Annotated in this window: 16 protein-coding genes; 4 read left to right on the top strand and 12 right to left on the bottom strand. The window is 48.8% G+C overall.

The features are described from left to right. Positions 1-7 precede the first annotated feature (7 nt). The 5 genes from W04_RS08335 to sdhC form a co-directional block, all read right to left on the bottom strand. Positions 8-2,821, bottom strand: a complete 2,814-nt coding sequence (locus W04_RS08335) for a 2-oxoglutarate dehydrogenase E1 component (protein ID WP_053910500.1) — start codon at positions 2,819-2,821, stop codon at positions 8-10. A gap of 115 nt (positions 2,822-2,936) precedes the next feature. Continuing rightward, the gene (locus tag W04_RS08330) at positions 2,937-3,653 is read right to left on the bottom strand and encodes a succinate dehydrogenase iron-sulfur subunit (RefSeq protein ID WP_022946093.1); all 717 of its coding nucleotides are present in this window, start codon (positions 3,651-3,653) and stop codon (positions 2,937-2,939) included. Positions 3,654-3,664: 11 nt separating this feature from the next. After that, positions 3,665-5,437 (bottom strand): succinate dehydrogenase flavoprotein subunit, encoded by a 1,773-nt coding sequence (sdhA, locus tag W04_RS08325; protein ID WP_045978836.1) that lies wholly within the window; start codon positions 5,435-5,437, stop codon positions 3,665-3,667. Further along, on the bottom strand, positions 5,438-5,785 hold the full coding sequence (gene sdhD / locus W04_RS08320; RefSeq protein ID WP_022944506.1) for a succinate dehydrogenase, hydrophobic membrane anchor protein: 348 nt from the start codon (positions 5,783-5,785) through the stop codon (positions 5,438-5,440). Further along, positions 5,776-6,153, bottom strand: a complete 378-nt coding sequence (sdhC, locus tag W04_RS08315) for a succinate dehydrogenase, cytochrome b556 subunit (protein ID WP_051034453.1) — start codon at positions 6,151-6,153, stop codon at positions 5,776-5,778. Before sdhC ends, sdhD begins: the two co-directional genes overlap by 10 nt. 428 nt (positions 6,154-6,581) lie before the next feature. Between sdhC and W04_RS08310 the strand changes: the two genes are divergently transcribed. The 3 genes from W04_RS08310 (at position 6,582) to W04_RS08300 (ending at position 9,603) form a co-directional block, all read left to right on the top strand. After that, positions 6,582-7,868, top strand: coding sequence for a citrate synthase (locus tag W04_RS08310; protein WP_045978838.1), 1,287 nt, complete (start codon positions 6,582-6,584; stop codon positions 7,866-7,868). A 74-nt stretch (positions 7,869-7,942) separates the two neighbouring features. Beyond that, a complete protein-coding gene (locus W04_RS08305) occupies positions 7,943-9,190 on the top strand; it encodes an aminotransferase class V-fold PLP-dependent enzyme (RefSeq protein ID WP_231658079.1) in 1,248 nt (415 codons plus the stop codon). Next, on the top strand, positions 9,187-9,603 hold the full coding sequence (locus tag W04_RS08300; protein WP_053910499.1) for a SufE family protein: 417 nt from the start codon (positions 9,187-9,189) through the stop codon (positions 9,601-9,603). The genes W04_RS08305 and W04_RS08300 overlap by 4 nt, the downstream gene beginning before the upstream one ends. On the opposite strand, the gene tcdA is transcribed toward W04_RS08300, so the two are convergent. The 7 genes from tcdA to W04_RS08265 are packed head-to-tail and all read right to left on the bottom strand — an operon-like array spanning position 9,600 to position 16,941. Continuing rightward, positions 9,600-10,409: a tRNA cyclic N6-threonylcarbamoyladenosine(37) synthase TcdA gene (tcdA, locus tag W04_RS08295; protein ID WP_053910498.1), complete on the bottom strand. Its 810-nt coding sequence runs from the start codon at positions 10,407-10,409 to the stop codon at positions 9,600-9,602. The genes W04_RS08300 and tcdA overlap by 4 nt on opposite strands. Before the next feature lie 5 nt (positions 10,410-10,414). After that, positions 10,415-11,080 (bottom strand): TIGR01621 family pseudouridine synthase, encoded by a 666-nt coding sequence (locus W04_RS08290; protein ID WP_053910497.1) that lies wholly within the window; start codon positions 11,078-11,080, stop codon positions 10,415-10,417. Next, complete coding sequence (kdsB, locus tag W04_RS08285; protein ID WP_045978842.1) at positions 11,077-11,826, bottom strand: 3-deoxy-manno-octulosonate cytidylyltransferase; 750 nt, start codon at positions 11,824-11,826, stop codon at positions 11,077-11,079. Before kdsB ends, W04_RS08290 begins: the two co-directional genes overlap by 4 nt. Beyond that, positions 11,814-12,011, bottom strand: a complete 198-nt coding sequence (locus W04_RS08280; protein ID WP_045978843.1) for a Trm112 family protein — start codon at positions 12,009-12,011, stop codon at positions 11,814-11,816. The genes kdsB and W04_RS08280 overlap by 13 nt, the downstream gene beginning before the upstream one ends. After that, positions 12,012-13,010 carry a tetraacyldisaccharide 4'-kinase gene (gene lpxK, locus W04_RS08275; protein WP_231658077.1) on the bottom strand — a complete coding sequence of 333 codons (999 nt, stop codon included), beginning with the start codon at positions 13,008-13,010 and terminating at the stop codon, positions 12,012-12,014. Further along, positions 13,007-14,752: a lipid A export permease/ATP-binding protein MsbA gene (msbA, locus tag W04_RS08270; protein ID WP_053910496.1), complete on the bottom strand. Its 1,746-nt coding sequence runs from the start codon at positions 14,750-14,752 to the stop codon at positions 13,007-13,009. The genes lpxK and msbA overlap by 4 nt, the downstream gene beginning before the upstream one ends. Before the next feature lie 59 nt (positions 14,753-14,811). Further along, complete coding sequence (locus W04_RS08265; RefSeq protein ID WP_082342190.1) at positions 14,812-16,941, bottom strand: DNA internalization-related competence protein ComEC/Rec2; 2,130 nt, start codon at positions 16,939-16,941, stop codon at positions 14,812-14,814. Positions 16,942-17,049: 108 nt separating this feature from the next. Between W04_RS08265 and W04_RS08260 the strand changes: the two genes are divergently transcribed. Continuing rightward, on the top strand, positions 17,050-17,568 hold the full coding sequence (locus tag W04_RS08260) for a DUF2062 domain-containing protein (RefSeq protein ID WP_053910494.1): 519 nt from the start codon (positions 17,050-17,052) through the stop codon (positions 17,566-17,568). Positions 17,569-17,614 lie beyond the last annotated feature (46 nt).

The following is a 17,614-nucleotide window of genomic DNA, read 5'->3' as shown; positions in this document are numbered from 1 at the left end:
TTATCCCTTATTTTTTAATGGTAAGCGCGTCAGCGACTAACGCTTGTTGTTCTTTAGTATGTACTGACATGTAACCACATGCCGGTGACGCGGACGCGTTACGTCCTGCATAAGTTAGATTTGCACCTTGTGGAATTGCCTGCCAGAAGTGGTGCTGCGAGCAGTACCATGCACCCTGGTTTTGTGGCTCTTCCTGACACCATACGAAATCTTTCACATGGCTGTAGCGTTCGATAATGTCAGCCATTTCCTGATGCGGGAATGGGTAAAGCTGCTCAACACGCACGATGGCGATGTTGTCCAGCTCTTGCTTACGACGCTCTTGCAGCAGCTCGTAGTACACTTTGCCGCTACAGAACACCACGCGCTCAACGTTTTTAGCATCAATATCATCGATTTCGTCGATCATATTGTGGAATACGCCTTCAGATAACTCTTCTAGCGTAGAAACGGCTAACGGGTGACGCAACAATGATTTCGGGGTCATAACAATCAGTGGACGACGTAGTGGACGCACTGATTGACGACGCAACATAGCGTAAACCTGCGCTGGCGTTGACGGCACACACACTTGCATGTTGTGGTCTGCACATAGCTGCAAGAAACGCTCTAGGCGCGCTGAGCTGTGCTCGGGGCCTTGACCTTCGTAGCCATGGGGTAGCAAACAGGTTAAGCCACATAAACGGCCCCACTTTTGTTCGCCTGAGCTTAGGAATTGGTCGAATACTACCTGCGCACCATTGGCGAAATCACCAAACTGCGCTTCCCACATCACCAGTGATGTTGGCTCGGCTGTGGCGTAACCATATTCAAATGCCAGCACGGCTTCTTCTGAAAGCACCGAGTCGTACACTTCAAATTTACCCTGGTCTTCTTTGATGTGTTGCAGCGGTAAATAGGTGGATGCATCTTCTTGATTATGCACCACAGCATGACGGTGGAAGAAGGTACCACGGCCTGAGTCTTGGCCGGTTAGACGAATGTCTGTGCCCTGCTCAACCATAGTGGCATATGCAAGGGTCTCAGCCATACCCCAGTCGAGTTTTTTCTCGCCGGCGGCCATCGCTTTGCGGTCATCGTAAATCTTCTTAACCCGAGATTGCGCTTTGTGCTCTTCTGGATAAGAAGCCACCTTCTCGCCAAGCTCTTTAAGCTTTTCAACAGGAATATGAGTTTCATACTCGGTATCCCAATCGTGACCGACGAATTTCGACCAATCAGAAGAGTGCTTAGTTTCTGGCTCGATTTCTTCAACCACGCAGTTGCCTTCGTCTAGGCCGTTGCGGTAATCATCAGCAAGTTTCTTAATCTCTTTTTCACTCAAGACACCTTCGCTAACCAGCTGATCAGCATAGATTTGGCGCGGCACTGGGTGCTTTTTGATCTTTTTGTACATCAACGGTTGCGTGGCGCTTGGCTCATCCGCTTCGTTGTGTCCATGACGGCGGTAACACACTAAATCAATAACCACGTCGCGTTTGAACTGATTACGGAAATCAAGTGCAATTTGCGTCACTAAGGCAACCGCTTCAGGGTCGTCGGAGTTAACGTGGAAAATCGGTGACTGCACCATTTTAGCAATGTCGGTACAGTAATCGGTAGAACGTGTGTCGTCTTGCTTAGAGGTGGTGAAACCAACTTGGTTATTAACCACGATGCGCACACTGCCGCCTACTTTAAAGGCGTTAGTTTGCGACATGTTGAAGGTTTCTTGCACACACCCCTGACCGGCGATGGCCGAGTCACCGTGGATGGTGATAGGCAGTGCTTTTGAACCACTTTCACATTCTAAACGGTCGAGACGAGCGCGTACCGAGCCCATCACCACTGGATTAACAATCTCTAGGTGCGAGGGGTTAAATGCCAAGGCCATGTGTACGCTGCCGCCTTCAGTGGCGAAGTCTGATGAGTAACCCATATGGTATTTCACATCACCAGAGCCCAGCGTGTCATCGTGTTTACCAGCAAACTCATCGAACAGCGCCGATGGGTTTTTACCTAGTACGTTCACTAACACATTTAGACGACCACGGTGGGCCATACCAATAACCGCTTCTTGTTGACCACTTTCACCGGCGCGGTGAATCAGTTCTTTAAGCATTGGCACTAAGGCGTCGCCACCTTCCAATGAGAAGCGTTTGGCACCTGGGAATTTCGAGCCTAGGTATTTTTCAAGACCATCGGCCGCAATCAAGCCTTTAAGAATGCGCTGCTTGGTTTTGCTATCGAATTGAGGGCGTGCTTGAACCGATTCTAAGCGTTGTTGTAGCCAACGTTTTTCTTCGGTAGATGTGATGTGCATGTACTCGGCACCGATGGAACCACAATAAGTTGCCTTCAATGCTTTGTATAAGTCACCCAGTTTCATCATTTCGCCGCCGGCGGCAAACGAACCTACATAAAACTCAGTGTCAAAATCGTCTTCAGAAAGACCGTGGAAGTCTAACTCCAAATCGCGAACGCGTTCACGTTTCCAAATCCCGAGTGGGTCAAGATTCGCGTTTTGGTGACCACGGAATCGAAAAGCATTTATCAGTTGCAATACTTTGATCTGTTTGGGGTCACCCTGACCACCTTCTGCAACAACTACTTCGCGATGTTTATTTTTTGCCAGCTTGGCGAATTCAGCTCTTACTTGTGAATGCTTAGTTTCTACATCCACCCCTTCCACTTTGGGAAGTTGCTCGAACACTTCACGCCATTCTTCTGGCACTGAAGTCACATCATCAAGATATGCTTCATAAAGCTCCTCAACATAGGCAACGTTACCGCCGTACAGATGAGAAGACTCTAGCCATGCCTTCATCACACCATCGTGCATTTATAAGCCCTTTTATCTAGCGCAGAATTTACATTGTCTGACTTACTTAAAACTCAAGTAAGTGATCGAAGAATGGCCAGACAGACGTCCAGCCATTCTTAGTTCTATTATGCCCTTAAACGGAACGATTAAGAAGCATTGATTTGATTTGCCCAATCGCTTTGGTCGGATTCAAACCTTTCGGACATACATTGACACAGTTCATGATATTGTGACAACGGAATACGCTGAATGCATCGTCTAAATCTGCCAAGCGCTCATCGGTGGCGGTATCTCGGCTATCCGCTAAGAAGCGGTAAGCGTGTAATAGGCCGGCCGGGCCGATAAATTTATCTGGATTCCACCAGAAGCTTGGGCATGATGTTGAACAACATGCACAAAGAATACATTCGTATAGTCCATCTAGCTTTTCACGATCTTCAATCGACTGCAAACGCTCACCCGCTGGAGGCGTATCATTAATGAGATACGGCTTCACTTTCTCGTACTGAGTGTAGAATTGCGACATGTCGATTACAAGGTCACGAATAACCGGTAAACCCGGTAGTGGACGAATCACTACCTTGCCCTTGCCGTTTGTCTGCAGTGCAGAAATTGGCGTAATACAGGCAAGGCCATTTTTACCATTCATGTTCACACCATCGGAGCCACATACCCCTTCACGGCAGGAACGACGAAATGCCAGGCTTGGATCTTGCTCTTTTAACATTAGCAGTGCGTCAAGCACCATCATGTCACGACCTTCTTCCACCTCAAGGGTGTAGTCTTTCATGAATGGCGCATCATCCACGTCTGGATTGTAACGATAAACAGATAATTCTAAAGTTGCCATCGTCATCTCTCCTAGTAAGTACGAGCTTTAGGTGGGAACGCTTCACGAAGCTTAGGTGCATAGTTTACATCACGCTTAGACATTTCTTCCGTCTCAGGGTTGTAAACACTGTGGCACAGCCAATTTTCGTCATCACGGTCTGGGTAGTCGAAGCGCGAGTGCGCACCACGGCTCTCAGTACGGAAATTCGCAGCAACCGCTGTTGAGTAAGCTGTTTCCATCAAGTTATCAAGCTCTAAACACTCGATACGTTGAGTGTTGAACTCGCTTGATTTGTCGTCCAAGCGGGCATGCTGTAGACGCTCGCGAATTTCTTTAAGCTCTTTAAGACCCGTTGCCATTGAATCACCTTCACGGAATACCGAGAAGTTAAGCTGCATACATTGCTGTAGGTCTTTTTTGATTTGCACTGGGTCTTCGCCCTGGCCTTCTTTTGATGTTTCCCAACGATTGAAACGTGCCAATGCACCTTCAATGTTGTCGCTTGAAGCATCACGTTGCGCTTGGTAATCGTTCAAGTAAACACCTAGGTAGTTACCCGCTGCACGACCAAATACAACCAAATCAAGTAGTGAGTTACCACCTAGGCGGTTAGCACCGTGTACAGATACACAAGCGATTTCACCGACTGCGAATAGACCTTCTACTAGCGTGTCGTTGCCTTGGGCATCAACGCTTAGTACTTGGCCGTTCACATTAGTTGGAACACCACCCATCATGTAGTGACAGGTTGGAATAACTGGAATTGGTTCTTTCGCTGGGTCAACGTGAGCAAAGGTTTTCGCTAGGTCACATACGCCAGGTAGACGTAGATTTAGCGTTTCCTCACCTAGGTGATCCAGTTTCAGTTTAATGTGCGGGCCCCATGGACCTTCGCAACCCCGGCCTTCACGGATTTCGGTCATCATTGAACGGGCAACTACGTCACGTGACGCCAAGTCTTTGGCATTAGGCGCATAACGCTCCATGAAGCGCTCGCCATCTTTGTTCAGAAGATAACCCCCTTCACCACGGCAACCTTCGGTTACCAGGGTTCCAGCACCGGCGATACCGGTTGGGTGGAACTGCCACATTTCCATGTCTTGCATGGCTACGCCAGCACGTGTGGCCATACCTACGCCGTCACCCGTGTTGATGTGCGCGTTAGTGGTGGAAGCATAAATACGCCCTGCACCGCCGGTGGCAAGCACAACCACTTTCGATTTGAAGTAAACCACTTCACCAGACTCGATGTCGATAGCTGTACAGCCCACTACCGCACCGTCGTCGTTTTTAACAAGGTCCAGTGCATACCACTCAGAATATACATTGGTTTTGTTCTTTACGTTTTGCTGATATAGGCAGTGCAGCAAGGCGTGACCAGTACGGTCCGCTGCAGCCGCTGTACGCGCTGCTTGCTCGCCGCCGAAATTTTTCGACTGACCACCGAATGGGCGCTGATATACGCGGCCATTCTCAAAGCGAGAGAATGGCAAGCCCATGTTTTCAAGCTCGGTGATTGCCTCTGGGCCGGTTTTACACATGTACTCGATGGCGTCTTGGTCACCGATATAATCAGAGCCCTTAACGGTATCGTACATGTGCCATTCCCAGTTATCCTCGTGCGAGTTACCTAGTGCTACGGTAATACCACCCTGTGCCGACACGGTGTGTGAACGGGTTGGGAATACCTTGGAAATAAGCGCACAAGACTTGCCTGATTCAGTGATTGCTAACGCTGCGCGCATACCTGCACCGCCAGCGCCAACCACTACTGCGTCAAATTCGCGAACTGAATATTTCACTTAAACACCCCATAGAACAAACAGGCCAACTACTACGTAAGATAGGGCCATAAGGTTTAATACGAAGCCAAGAAACGCGCGTAGTTTGGCGTTCTTTACATAGTCGGTTAGCACCTGCCATAGGCCGATGCGTGCGTGCACCATAATGCACGCAAGGGCGATTAGGGTGTATACCTTCATCGCGAAGTTACCGAATAACCCCGACCATGCTTCATAGGTTAATGCTGGAGTGCATAGCAGATAACCAATAATAAATAGTGCATAAGAGCTGATGATAAGTGCCGTCGCTCGCAGCGATACGAAATCTTGAACACCATCACGCTTTAAAGATGCTTGATTTAAGACCATAGCCAAACTCCCGCCAATACGGCAACAATCACCCACAATACAAAGCCGATTTTAGCGGTTGCATTGCCTGAATCTAATTCTTTCCACGGACCCAAGTCTTGGATTAAGTGGCGTACACCTGCGATGAAGTGATACGAGAGAACGGTGAGGGTACCCCAGGCGATAAATTTGGCAACAAACCCGGTTAACAGGCTTTTGACAAATTCAAATCCTTCCGGAGAAGACAGTGACACAGCCCATGCCCAGATAACAAAGGTCAAGGCAAAGAACATTGCGACACCGGTGACGCGGTGCAGAATTGATGCTTTGGCCGTTGCTGGCATAGAGATGGTCGTTAGATCGAGATTTACAGGTCTTTGCTTTTTCACAGTTACTTGCCCATCTTGCTCACATTGATAAATAGAGCCATCTACATTGTTGTTATAACCATTTATGCAATCACTGCATAAATGCGCTCACATAAATAAACCCACAGACGCGAAAAAAGATCACTTTATTTGTTCAATTTTAAAGCGAAATTTCACGTGTTTGTCATAAACGGTTTACTCAAAGACGTTACGGTATTGAACCCCTGACAGTATATAAGTCTGCAGCGGATATTACAATTCTTGTTTAGTCACGGAGGTTTGCGAATTAGCCATTGGTATAATATTTAATCTCTGCAGAATATTTATTATACACAAATGCATTAAAATTGACTTTCTACCCCTCTTGTACGTTAGAATGATCGGAATTTGCTTAACATTAGTATCACGCATAACAGCTTTAGCTTGTTATTCTTATAGGAGATAATTAGATGGCAGATAAGAAAGCCACTGTCCATATTGATGGACAAGACCCGATTGAACTTCCCATTTACGAAGGTACTGCGGGTCAAGACGTTATCGACGTCCGTACCTTAGGCGCACACGGCTACTTCACCTACGACCCAGGGTTCATGTCGACTGGCTCTTGTGACTCATCTATCACCTACATCGATGGTGGTAAAGGCGTATTGCTACACCGTGGTTACCCCATTGATCAGCTTGCTGAACAATCTAACTACGTCGAACTTTGCTACTTACTGCTTAACGGCGAATTACCGTCAGAAGCAGAGCTTGAAGAATTCTCTAAGTCAATCACTCTAAGCACTATGGTGCACGAGAAAGTGGCGGCCTTCTTCCAAGGTTTCCGCGTTGATGCTCACCCAATGGCGATGCTATGTGGTGTGGTTGGTGCAATGTCTTCTTTCTATCACCAAGACTTAGATATCTCAGACCCAGCACAGCGTAAGCGCAGTGCCACTCGCCTAGTTGCGAAGCTGCCGACTATCGCAGCAATGGCGTACAAGTACACCATTGGCCAACCGTTCGTTTACCCACGTAACGACCTGAGCTATGCAGAGAACTTCTTACACATGATGTTCTCAGTGCCTTCTGAAGATTACCAAGTAAATCCTGTGCTTGCTAAAGCCATGGACCGTATCTTCATGTTGCACGCTGACCACGAGCAAAACGCATCAACTTCAACGGTACGTATTGCTGGTTCATCTGGTGCTAACCCTTATGCATGTATCGCAGCGGGTATCGCATCACTTTGGGGCCCTGCGCACGGTGGTGCTAACGAAGCATGTTTGAACATGCTACAAGAGATCGGCTCAGTTGATCGCATTGACGAATACATCGCTAAAGCGAAAGATAAGAACGACCCGTTCCGCCTAATGGGCTTCGGTCACCGTGTTTACAAAAACTTCGACCCACGTGCCACGGTAATGCGTGACACCTGCCACGAAGTACTGAAAGAGCTAAACATCGAAGATCCACTTCTAGATGTTGCCATGCGCCTAGAGCAAATCGCCCTTGAAGACCCTTACTTCGTTGAGAAGAAACTATACCCGAACGTAGACTTCTACTCAGGTATCATTCTTAAGGCGATTGGTATCCCAACTAGCATGTTCACCGTTATTTTCGCTATGTCGCGCACTGTCGGTTGGATCTCGCACTGGGATGAAATGCTGTCTCAGCCTGGTCACAAGATCAGCCGTCCACGTCAGCTATACAAAGGCGCAACGAAGCGCGATTACGTCGCTCAAGACAAGCGCTAAGCAACGCGTCTTAGAGTTCAAAAAGGTCGCTCCCAGCGGCCTTTTTTATTGCCATTTCAGTCTAGTTCTCTACAATGGCGGCATTTGTACAGCCAGCTTTACCAACCATGTTTGATATAGATGCAATACGCCAAGATTTCCCTGCCCTGACTCAACATGGTAACACCGAACGTGTTTATTTTGACTCGGCCGCAACGGCGCACAAACCACGCTGCGTGATTGACACCTTGACGCGCTTTTACAGCCAGGAAAACGCCAATGTGCATCGCGGCGCCCACCAATTAAGCCAGCAAGCAACCAGCCGCTATGAGCACGCGCGCCAGCAAGTGGCCGAATTTATCGGCTGTCAGCATAACGAATTGGTTTGGACTAAAGGGGCCACCGAGGCTATTAACTTGGTCGCCTATGGGCTGACGGCGCAGCTACAACCCAAAGACGTGATTTTAATTACCGAGCTTGAGCACCACGCTAACATCGTGCCCTGGCAACAGCTAGCGAAGCGCACCGGTGCAACATTGATGGCCGTACCGGTCACCCCCGCAGGTCTACTCGATATCGCTCAAGCGGAGCAAATGATTGCCCAGTATCGACCCAAGGTATTTGCCCTGGCCCATGTTTCTAATGCTCTTGGCAACATTAACCCCGTTAAAGCGCTACTCAAGCAGGCCAAGCAACAAGGTGCCTGGACCTTAGTTGATGGCGCCCAGTCGCTACTACATTTGCGCCCGCAAATGGCCGACTTAGGCTGCGACTTTTTCGTGTTTTCGGCGCATAAATGCCTCGGCCCTACCGGCCTTGGCGGATTGTTCGGGCGCTTTAGTTGTCTTCAGCAACTCGATGTTTTTCAAACCGGCGGCGAAATGGTGGCTAAAGTACGTATTGAGCATACCGAATTTAACCCGCCCCCGAGTAAGTTTGAAACCGGCACGCCGAATATCAGTGCGGTGCTTGGCTTTGCTGCCGCCATTGAGTATTTAAATAACCTTGATAGCGCCGCCCTAGCAGCGCACGAGCGTAGCTTAATGCAGTATTTAGTGGCGCAACTTAGCGACATTGAGTCGGTGTCCTTGCTTGGCGACATGCAGCATAATGTCGGTACCGTTAGCTTTTATGTACAATCAGAGCACCCCTATGACATTGCCACCTTGCTCGATATGGAAGGCATTGCCCTGCGCCATGGCCACCACTGCGCCCAGCCTTTAATGCACGCATTAGGGGTGAATGGTACGGTGAGAGTCAGCTTGGCGTTTTATAATACCTTTGCAGAAATCGACCACTTTATCAGTGCACTACGTAATACCTTGGAGATGATGGCACCATGAGTTATCGCAATTACCCTGAGCTAAAACAGGCTTTTCAAGCCCTTCACGGCTGGCAACAACGTTATCGTGAGTTGATGCTGTTGGGAAAAAGCTTGCCAGTCCTTGCCAATGAGCTCAAGGTCGATGAAGCGAAGGTTTCCGGTTGTGAAAGTAATGTCTGGTTGTATATCGACTTCACTCCCCAAGAAGATAAGCTGGTTGTGGTGGCCGATTCCGACACTCGCATTGTTAAAGGATTACTGGCGTTGATTCTCATGATGTACAACGGTAAAACCCCGCAACAAGCAGCGGCTCTTGACGCCGAGCAAGAGTTCGAGGAGTTAGGATTGATGCGCCACCTTAGCCCCTCGCGCGGTAATGGCATTCGCGCCATTGTCAGCGCGATTAACCAATTTGCCAAAAGCCACTGTTAACCCTGGCTTTGCTCACTCAAACGTTGGCGCTTATTTAAGTATTTGCGCACTGCTTTAGCCGCTGCGAAAAAGCCAAAGCTGCCGGTCACCATGGTTGCCGATCCAAAGCCATTAGCACAGTCCATATTCATCGTCGAATCGGCCCCTTGCTTAGCTCGACATACCTGTCCATGGCCATCGGGATAAACCAACTGCTCGGTGGAATACACACAATCGACATCAAATTTTCGCTTCGGATTGTTGCTAAAATTATATTGTTTGCGCAGTAAATAGCGAACCTTGGCCAATAACGGATCGTGGGTGGTTTTGGCAACATCGCCAAATTTTATCTCACTGGGGTCAGTTTGCCCTCCCGCGCCGCCGGTGGTGATAATAGGTAACTTATTGCGTTTGCAATGGGCAATCAAAGCCGCCTTTTCCTTCACCGCATCAATGGCATCGATGACGTAGTCAAAGCCCTGAATGTGCTCGCGGATATTATCTATAGTGATGAAATCATCTATCACATGCACAGTGATCTGTGGGTTGATTAGCTGGCAACGCGCTTTCATGGCTTCTACTTTGGCTTCGCCCACCGATTGCGAGTGCGCATGAATTTGCCGGTTACTGTTGGTAACGCATATATCATCGAGGTCGATAAGGGTGAGTTGCCCTACTCCGGAGCGCGCCAGCGCCTCGGCGACCCAACTGCCGACCCCGCCAATGCCGATGACACAGAAATGCGCCTGCTGCAGCCATTGGGTTTGCTGTTGTCCGTATAGGCGGGTAATACCACCGAAGCGAAGTTGATAATCATCTTGTGTCATTGTCTCTACCAATTTAACTGCCAAGGTTGGTTGTCACAAAAGCTTAAAAGTGTATTTAACTGCGCTGCATGCTGTCCTTCTTGCATCGGCGCACAAAAACAATAATGCTGGTCGCGGTATTGAAAACGCAGCGCGTATGCATGTAAATAGGTGCGATCGCTGGCCTCGGCGCCATACAGGGTATCGCCCAGAATCGGTGCCGATAATGACTTCATGGCAACACGGAGCTGATGAGTTTTGCCACTGAAAGGCTTTAACACCATGCCCCTTAGTCCCGGTGCCAGTGAATAGCTATAAAATCGGGTAATGGCCGGGTTTTCCTGGGTTTTAAGTAGCTTGAAAGCGCCGCGCCGGGCTTTGCCCATATCACCTTTGATCCACCCCTGCTTCTTTTTCGGCTTTGCCGTGCAGAGCGCCATATAAAACTTATCTACCTCATGGGCACTGAACATCGCCGTGAATGTCGCCGCTGCCGCGCTGCTTTTTGGTAGCAGCACTAAACCTGAGGTCACCTTATCAAGGCGATGTACGGGGTAGAACTTAGTGTCCAATTGCTGCTGGGCTATAGCCACCAGCCCCGGCTCGTTATCCTGCGAGTGAAAATCCATCCCCGCCGGTTTATATACAACGGTGAAATCGTTGTCATCATTGATGACCGTGAGGATACTCATTGAAGCGCGCTTATCACTCGCGCTAGGTCTTCTTCGGTATCCACTCCCGCAGCGGGCACCTGCTTGGCTTCGGCCACGTTAATGGTGAAGCCATGATAAAGCACGCGTAATTGCTCCAGCGACTCCAGTTGCTCTAAAGGTGATGGCGCCAAGCCAATATACTCATTAATAAAACCTGCGCGATAGGCATAGATACCGATATGGCGTTGCATATGGCGAATGTCTAACTCACAGCTTTTTGTTAGTAATGCATCGCGATGGTAAGGGATCGGCGCGCGGGAAAAATAAAGTGCTTGCTGTGCGGTATTACTCACTACCTTCACTGCATTAGGATTGAGCGCCTCTTCGCGGTCTGTAATCGCCGTCGACAGGGTTGCCATCGGGGCATCGTTACCACTGAGCAATTGCGCTACTTGGGCGACATTTTCTGGTGCTAGTAACGGCTCATCGCCTTGCACATTGACCACCAGCGTGTCGTCATCTAGCGCTAGCTTAGCTACGACCTCGGCTAAACGTTCTGTGCCAGATTGGTGGTCTTCCCGGGTCATCACCACGGGGGCACCGAAGCCCTCGCACACGGTCGCTACATCAACATGATCGGTGGCCACATAAACCGCCGTCGCGCCAGATAACACCGCACGCTCATAGACGTGCTGAATCATTGGTTTGCCGGCTATATCAGCCAGCGGTTTGCCCGGTAAGCGTGTAGAGGCATAGCGTGCGGGAATAATAACTACGAATTCCACTGCTCAACCTCGTCACTGCTCAACTCTCGCGCTTCGTTTTCCAACAGTACCGGAATGTCATCACGAATTGGGTAAGCCAGTTTCGCAGCGGTACTAATGAGTTCTTGGTTGTCTTTATCGTAGCGCAACTTTCCCTTACAAACTGGGCAGGCAATAATTTCTAAGAGCTTAGTATCGAACGCCATTTACAGCACCCCTTTACGTTTTAAAATAGTTGTTAATTGAGTTTCCAAAACCTGATTGGTCTTGGCATCTACGCGTAAATAATAACACTGCCGGTGGGCGAAAGTACGACATTTTACCGCATCTTTCTCTGTCATATAGACAGCCTGTTCGCCAAACTGTGTTAAATCCGATGCTTGATAATGGTGATGGTCGCGATAATGCACGGCTTCACTAATAGCCACGCCAATTGCTTGCAGGCTCTGCTCAAAGCGCTCTGGATTACCAATCGCGCTGATGGCCACGCCCTTTGCAAACGGGGGCGATAGCGGTTGCTCATCAGCAACCCCATAAAGCCCGGATGAGGCTAATTGATAACTGGCTTGTCCTGCTTGTTCCCCATTGTAGATCACCAAATCGACAGATTTTAGCCGCCCTTGACCCTCACGCAACGGCCCTGCGGGGAGCAGTAAGCCATTGCCAAAGCGCCGCGCGGCATCGACTATACATAATTCGATATCGCGCTCTAGCGCGTAATGCTGCAGGCCATCATCGCTGAGAATGACATCGACACTTTGTAGCGCCAGCAGTTTTTCTATGCTGGCCTTGCGATCGCCACCAATCACCACCGCACATCCGCTGCGTTTAGCCAGTAGCACCGGCTCATCGCCGCCTTGGTGGGGCTCGGTGTCCGCTGTAACCACAAAGGGCGTCTCTGGGGGGTGGCTGCCATAGCCACGGGAAATAATACCAACGCGCTTACCGTGTTGCTGCAACAGCTCGGCCAAATAGAGTGTCATGGGCGTTTTACCATTACCACCCACACTGATATTACCCACGACAATCACCGGCACTGGCGCCCGGTAGGCCGCGAATAGGCCCAGACGATAGCCTAGGCGACGAGCATGACTAATCAGCCAGTATAAGGCCGTTAACGGCAATAACAGCACCGTAATCAGGCTCACTCGGCGAAACCAAGAGCGCTCTATCGCAGCGCCGATGCCGTTATCGGCGCGACTCACTGCCCCTCACCTTGCTGCATTTTTGCCAGCGCCGCATAGGTGCCGTTGGTATTTAACAGTTCGCTGTGGGTGCCCTGTTCAATAATTTGTCCATGGTCGAGCACATAAATGCAATCTACTTGCTCTATGGTCGACAAACGGTGGGCGATAATAATCGCGGTTTTATCTTTCATTAGCGACTCAAGCGCTTGCTGGATTAACTTTTCCGACTCAGTATCAAGTGCTGAGGTAGCCTCATCAAGAATCAGTATAGGTGCATCTTTAACCAGAGCCCTGGCAATGGCAATACGCTGGCGCTGGCCCCCAGAGAGCATGACACCGTCTTCACCAATCATGGTATTTAAGCCTTGCGGCAAGTCTTTAACAAACTCCCACACATGTGCTTTTTTAGCCACTTCGATAAGGGCTTGTTCGCTCAGCGGTTGCGCCAAGCCATACATAATATTGTTAGCGATAGTATCGTTAAAGAGCACCACCTGTTGCGAGACAATAGCAAACTGTTGGCGCAGACTCGCCAGAGTCAGCTCATTGGTGGCAATACCATCGAGTTTAATCGCCGATGCCGGCTCGACGTCATAGTAACGGGGTAATAGGTTCGACAGCGTCGACTTACCCGAGCCTGAACGCCCAACAAGGGCGATATTTTGCCCCGGGGTAATATCCAGTGACAGTGACTTTAATACCGGCTCTGCGACATCGGGGTAATGGAAGGTCAAGTCGGTAATTTGAATATGCCCTTTGGCTTTTTCCAATACGTGCGTGCCGGTGTCTTTTTCCTGTTCGGTATCAAGCACGGTGAAGATACTTTGCGCAGCGGCGATACCACGTTGTAGCTCGCTGTTTACGTTTGATAGCTGTTTCAGCGGGCGTAGCATCAGCATCATCGATGAGATCAGGCTGACAAAGGTCCCAGAAGTGATTGAGTTAAGCATGCTCGGCATGGAGATAAGCACTAAGATCACCGCCATAGATGAGGCCGCAAGAATTTGAATGACCGATACGCTCAGCGCTTTGGTGGCATCCATTTTCACCCGTTGCAGACGGTTGATATTGTTAACATGGGCAAAGCGCTCGGTTTCCTGTTGCTGGCCATTAAAACCATGGATCACTTTGTGTCCTGAGAGCATCTGCTCTGAGCAACGGGTAACATCACCCATGGCATTTTGAATATTTTTGGAAATACGGCGAAAACGCTTAGACACCACAGTCACGATGATGGCAACAATCGGCGTGATCACTAAAAACACCAGCGACAGCTTCCAACTGGCGGCAAACATCACCACCAATAAAAACGCCACATACGCCCCTTCGCGCACCAGCACCAACAAGGCTTTGGTAATAGCCTGTTGCACCTGCTCGGTATCAAAGGTGATCTTTGAGATAAGCTCACCATTGGAGTGCTTATCATGAAAACTCACCGGGAGATTAAGCATGTGTTGGAACAAGTCTTGGCGTAATGAGCGCACCACTTGCGAACCCACATAGGCTAAACAGTAACTGGACACAAAGTTAAATGCGCCGCGCCCTAATACCAACGCAATCACAACAAAAGGAGCCCAAGTCAAAACAGCGCTGTTGCGCTCAGTTAAGCCTTCATCGATAAATGGCTGCATTAGCCACACAAAGGTGGCATCCATTGCTGAATACCCTAGCATGCCAATAATGGCGACAATGGCGGCGGCTTTATAAGTTTTTACATAACCAAGTAGTCGCTTATAACTTTGGGAGGCGCTTTGCTGCATAATACTCTCGAATCAACGCAATAGCGGGTATTGTAGCTTTAGCAAAGCAAAAACAAAACTCAATCACTGATAAACCAATAGCTTTTGTCTGCTTTTGCTGTTTTTATCTGCATTTCGGTGTCATAAAATTGCACCCGAATACCACCTTGCAATTTAGTTTGGTATTGCTCAGCATTATGCGCTGCAAAACGTGCGAACACCTCAGGGTGTGGCATCTGCCAATTGCGACGGACGCCACTTGAGTGAATCACAACCTTAGGCTTGGCTTGTTTAATAAACGCGGCACTAGAAGAGCTGTCACTGCCATGATGGGCACTGACCAAGACATCCACTGGCCTTATTTTATCTTGCGTTAACAGCTGCTGCTCTTCTCGCTCGGTGATATCACCGCTTAGTAACACATTGTATTTGCCATCACTGATGTGCACCACACAAGAGTTAGCATTGTCAGTTTGCTGATTTCTATGCGGCCAAATAGAGCGAACAGTCAAGCCATGCCAGCTCAATTCGTTCATTCTACAGATACCTGGATTACCATCGTGAAAGGGCTTTAAGGTGTACCCATACCCAGCTAGTAGCCAGTGCTCTAACCCGCCAGCATGATCATTATCGCTGTGTGAAATAATGGTATGCTCGACCTGCAAGCCTCGCGCGTTAATGATAGGTAGCAAGGTATTTTTAACTATCGAGTAGCGCGAGAAATAACTAGGTCCGAGATCATATACCACGGCTTTGCCCTGGCGGCTGATCACTATGCTTAGCCCGTGGCCAACATCAAGCACATCAAGTTGCCATCTGGGTTGATAAACCCATTGCTGTGCACAATAGCCAACAAACAATCCCCCTGCATAACACACGGGCCATAAACTGGGTTTTATCAGCATGGCCACAACTACAAGGTAATAAATCATAACCACTGTGATATCAAGCTCACCGGTGGAAAACCAAAGTACTGGGCCAAGCTCTATCACCCCTTCTAACGTCGAGGATAGCGCCAAGTCTAATTGACGTAATAGCCACAGCATTGGTTCACTGAACCCAGTTAATACCACGACAATCAGTAAAGGCGATAAAATAAAGCTGACAAAAGGCACGGCAACCAGATTCACCGGGGCACTGGCCCATGAAAATCCACCCAACGTCGCTGCACTCAATGGCGCTAGGGCAATAAACAACCATAGCTGAATGAACATATAACGACTAAGCCAGTGCCATCGTTGCGACTGCACCAAAGCAATAACAATGGCCGCCACAGCTAAAAAAGAAAACCAAAGCCCGATATTAAGTAACGCGAAGGGATTCGCTAACAACACGCAGGCCAAGGCGATAAGCAAGCATCGCGACAACGAATAGTGTTGTCGTGAAAAATACAGCCAAACAAAAACGGCTAACATTAGCCAAGCTCGTTGAGCACTGATAGGCAGCGCGCATAACAGCACAAATATACCAGATATCAAAAGCGCCACACCTGCCACTAATCGGTTTGTAAGGGCCTGTTGCCATTGTCCTGAGCGCACCCCATGCGCTACACACCAAAGCCCGCACTTAATACCTATAAAGCACAACCCGTACAGCAAAGAGATATGCAATCCGGAAATGGCTAATAAATGGATAATACCGCTGTGTTTGAAGAACTGATTGTGCTTGGGCTCTATATCACTGCGTTCTGCGCTCAGTAGTGCTAAGTATACGCCTTTTAACTCAAGCGGTTGCAGCTGCGCTTTCAACCAAGCCAGGTAACGCTGCCTTATCGACGGCGATGCGTGAGTAATCGTTATGTTTTTGGCTGAGCTTCCCGTGAAACTGAACCCATGTAAAAACCCATAAATTCGCCTATCGAGCACATCGTAGTTAACACGCCAGCGTTTCGATTTGACGCGCATATCAGCGCTCAGCTTAGCGCCAATTGCGACAGGCTGATTGGCATGCACCGCTACACTGAGTAAATGGTTTTGATAAAAAGGAACAGCGTAACCAGCCACATCATTGAGGCGCAAGGTGACAAATTGAGTTGCCCCCAATACCCGTGTTTGTTGCACTGTGCCATGCACCTCAACGTATGCACCACTCAACGATGGTCCATGCCAGGTAAATATAAGTTGGTGGTAAACCAGGGTATAGCCAATGGCGAAGACCACACCGCGAATAAAGCCTAAAAATACACCACAATACACCCTGATTATTGCCATTATAGGTATTATGATAAAAAGTACTGGCAGTGACGGGGTGAAAAGTGACAAAATACACCCGAACGCGAATCCACTGCACACCGCAATAGATGTACAGGGCCCTATCCCATGGCGAAGAAAACCATTCAACGGTTTTTACCCGATCACAATAAGATTAAACAGCAAAAGTCGCTACGCATATTTGGGCGATTTTTACATGACGCTAATCTGTGGCATTTAAACAGACGATCGGCGCGAGGTGCCTTTTCCGTAGGCCTATTTTTCGCATTCATTCCGGTTCCCTTCCAGATGATTTTAGCGGCAGCTGTGGCAATACCTCTGCGGGTCAACCTGCCTTTGTCCATCGCCCTAGTGTGGATCACCAACCCTTTGACTATGCCGCCGATTTTCTATTTTTCTTATTTGGTCGGTACGTGGATTTTAGGACATCAAGAGCAAGCCTTTTACTTTGAAGCAAGTTGGCAGTGGCTGAGTGACAGCCTCACAACCATTGGGCCTGCGTTTTTAGTAGGTTCTCTGGTGTGTGGCACAGTCGCCGCGCTTATTAGCTTTATAGTAGTTGATTTTTTGTGGTGTCGCGGTGTTAAAAAAGCATGGCAAGCTCGAAACTCTGACCATGACAGCTAAATTTAAGCCATAAAAAAACCGCCAGTTGGCGGTTTTTTTTATGCGT

Source organism: Pseudoalteromonas sp. SW0106-04 (genome assembly GCF_001293805.1).
GTDB lineage: Bacteria > Pseudomonadota > Gammaproteobacteria > Enterobacterales > Alteromonadaceae > Pseudoalteromonas > Pseudoalteromonas ruthenica.
Note: the sequence above shows the minus strand (reverse complement) of the source record. Positions and strands in the feature narration are given on the sequence as shown.

What these genes read in the sequence shown, in the direction of transcription:
- W04_RS08335 (WP_053910500.1), bottom strand. Translation starts at nt 2,821, where the DNA reads ATGCACGATGGTGTGATGAAGGCATGGCTAGAGTCTTCTCATCTGTAC.
- W04_RS08330 (WP_022946093.1), bottom strand. Translation starts at nt 3,653, where the DNA reads ATGGCAACTTTAGAATTATCTGTTTATCGTTACAATCCAGACGTGGAT.
- sdhD (WP_022944506.1), bottom strand. Translation starts at nt 5,785, where the DNA reads ATGGTCTTAAATCAAGCATCTTTAAAGCGTGATGGTGTTCAAGATTTC.
- W04_RS08310 (WP_045978838.1), top strand. Translation starts at nt 6,582, where the DNA reads ATGGCAGATAAGAAAGCCACTGTCCATATTGATGGACAAGACCCGATT.
- W04_RS08305 (WP_231658079.1), top strand. Translation starts at nt 7,943, where the DNA reads ATGGCGGCATTTGTACAGCCAGCTTTACCAACCATGTTTGATATAGAT.
- W04_RS08300 (WP_053910499.1), top strand. Translation starts at nt 9,187, where the DNA reads ATGAGTTATCGCAATTACCCTGAGCTAAAACAGGCTTTTCAAGCCCTT.
- tcdA (WP_053910498.1), bottom strand. Translation starts at nt 10,409, where the DNA reads ATGACACAAGATGATTATCAACTTCGCTTCGGTGGTATTACCCGCCTA.
- W04_RS08290 (WP_053910497.1), bottom strand. Translation starts at nt 11,080, where the DNA reads ATGAGTATCCTCACGGTCATCAATGATGACAACGATTTCACCGTTGTA.
- W04_RS08280 (WP_045978843.1), bottom strand. Translation starts at nt 12,011, where the DNA reads ATGGCGTTCGATACTAAGCTCTTAGAAATTATTGCCTGCCCAGTTTGT.
- msbA (WP_053910496.1), bottom strand. Translation starts at nt 14,752, where the DNA reads ATGCAGCAAAGCGCCTCCCAAAGTTATAAGCGACTACTTGGTTATGTA.
- W04_RS08265 (WP_082342190.1), bottom strand. Translation starts at nt 16,941, where the DNA reads ATGGCAATAATCAGGGTGTATTGTGGTGTATTTTTAGGCTTTATTCGC.
- W04_RS08260 (WP_053910494.1), top strand. Translation starts at nt 17,050, where the DNA reads ATGGCGAAGAAAACCATTCAACGGTTTTTACCCGATCACAATAAGATT.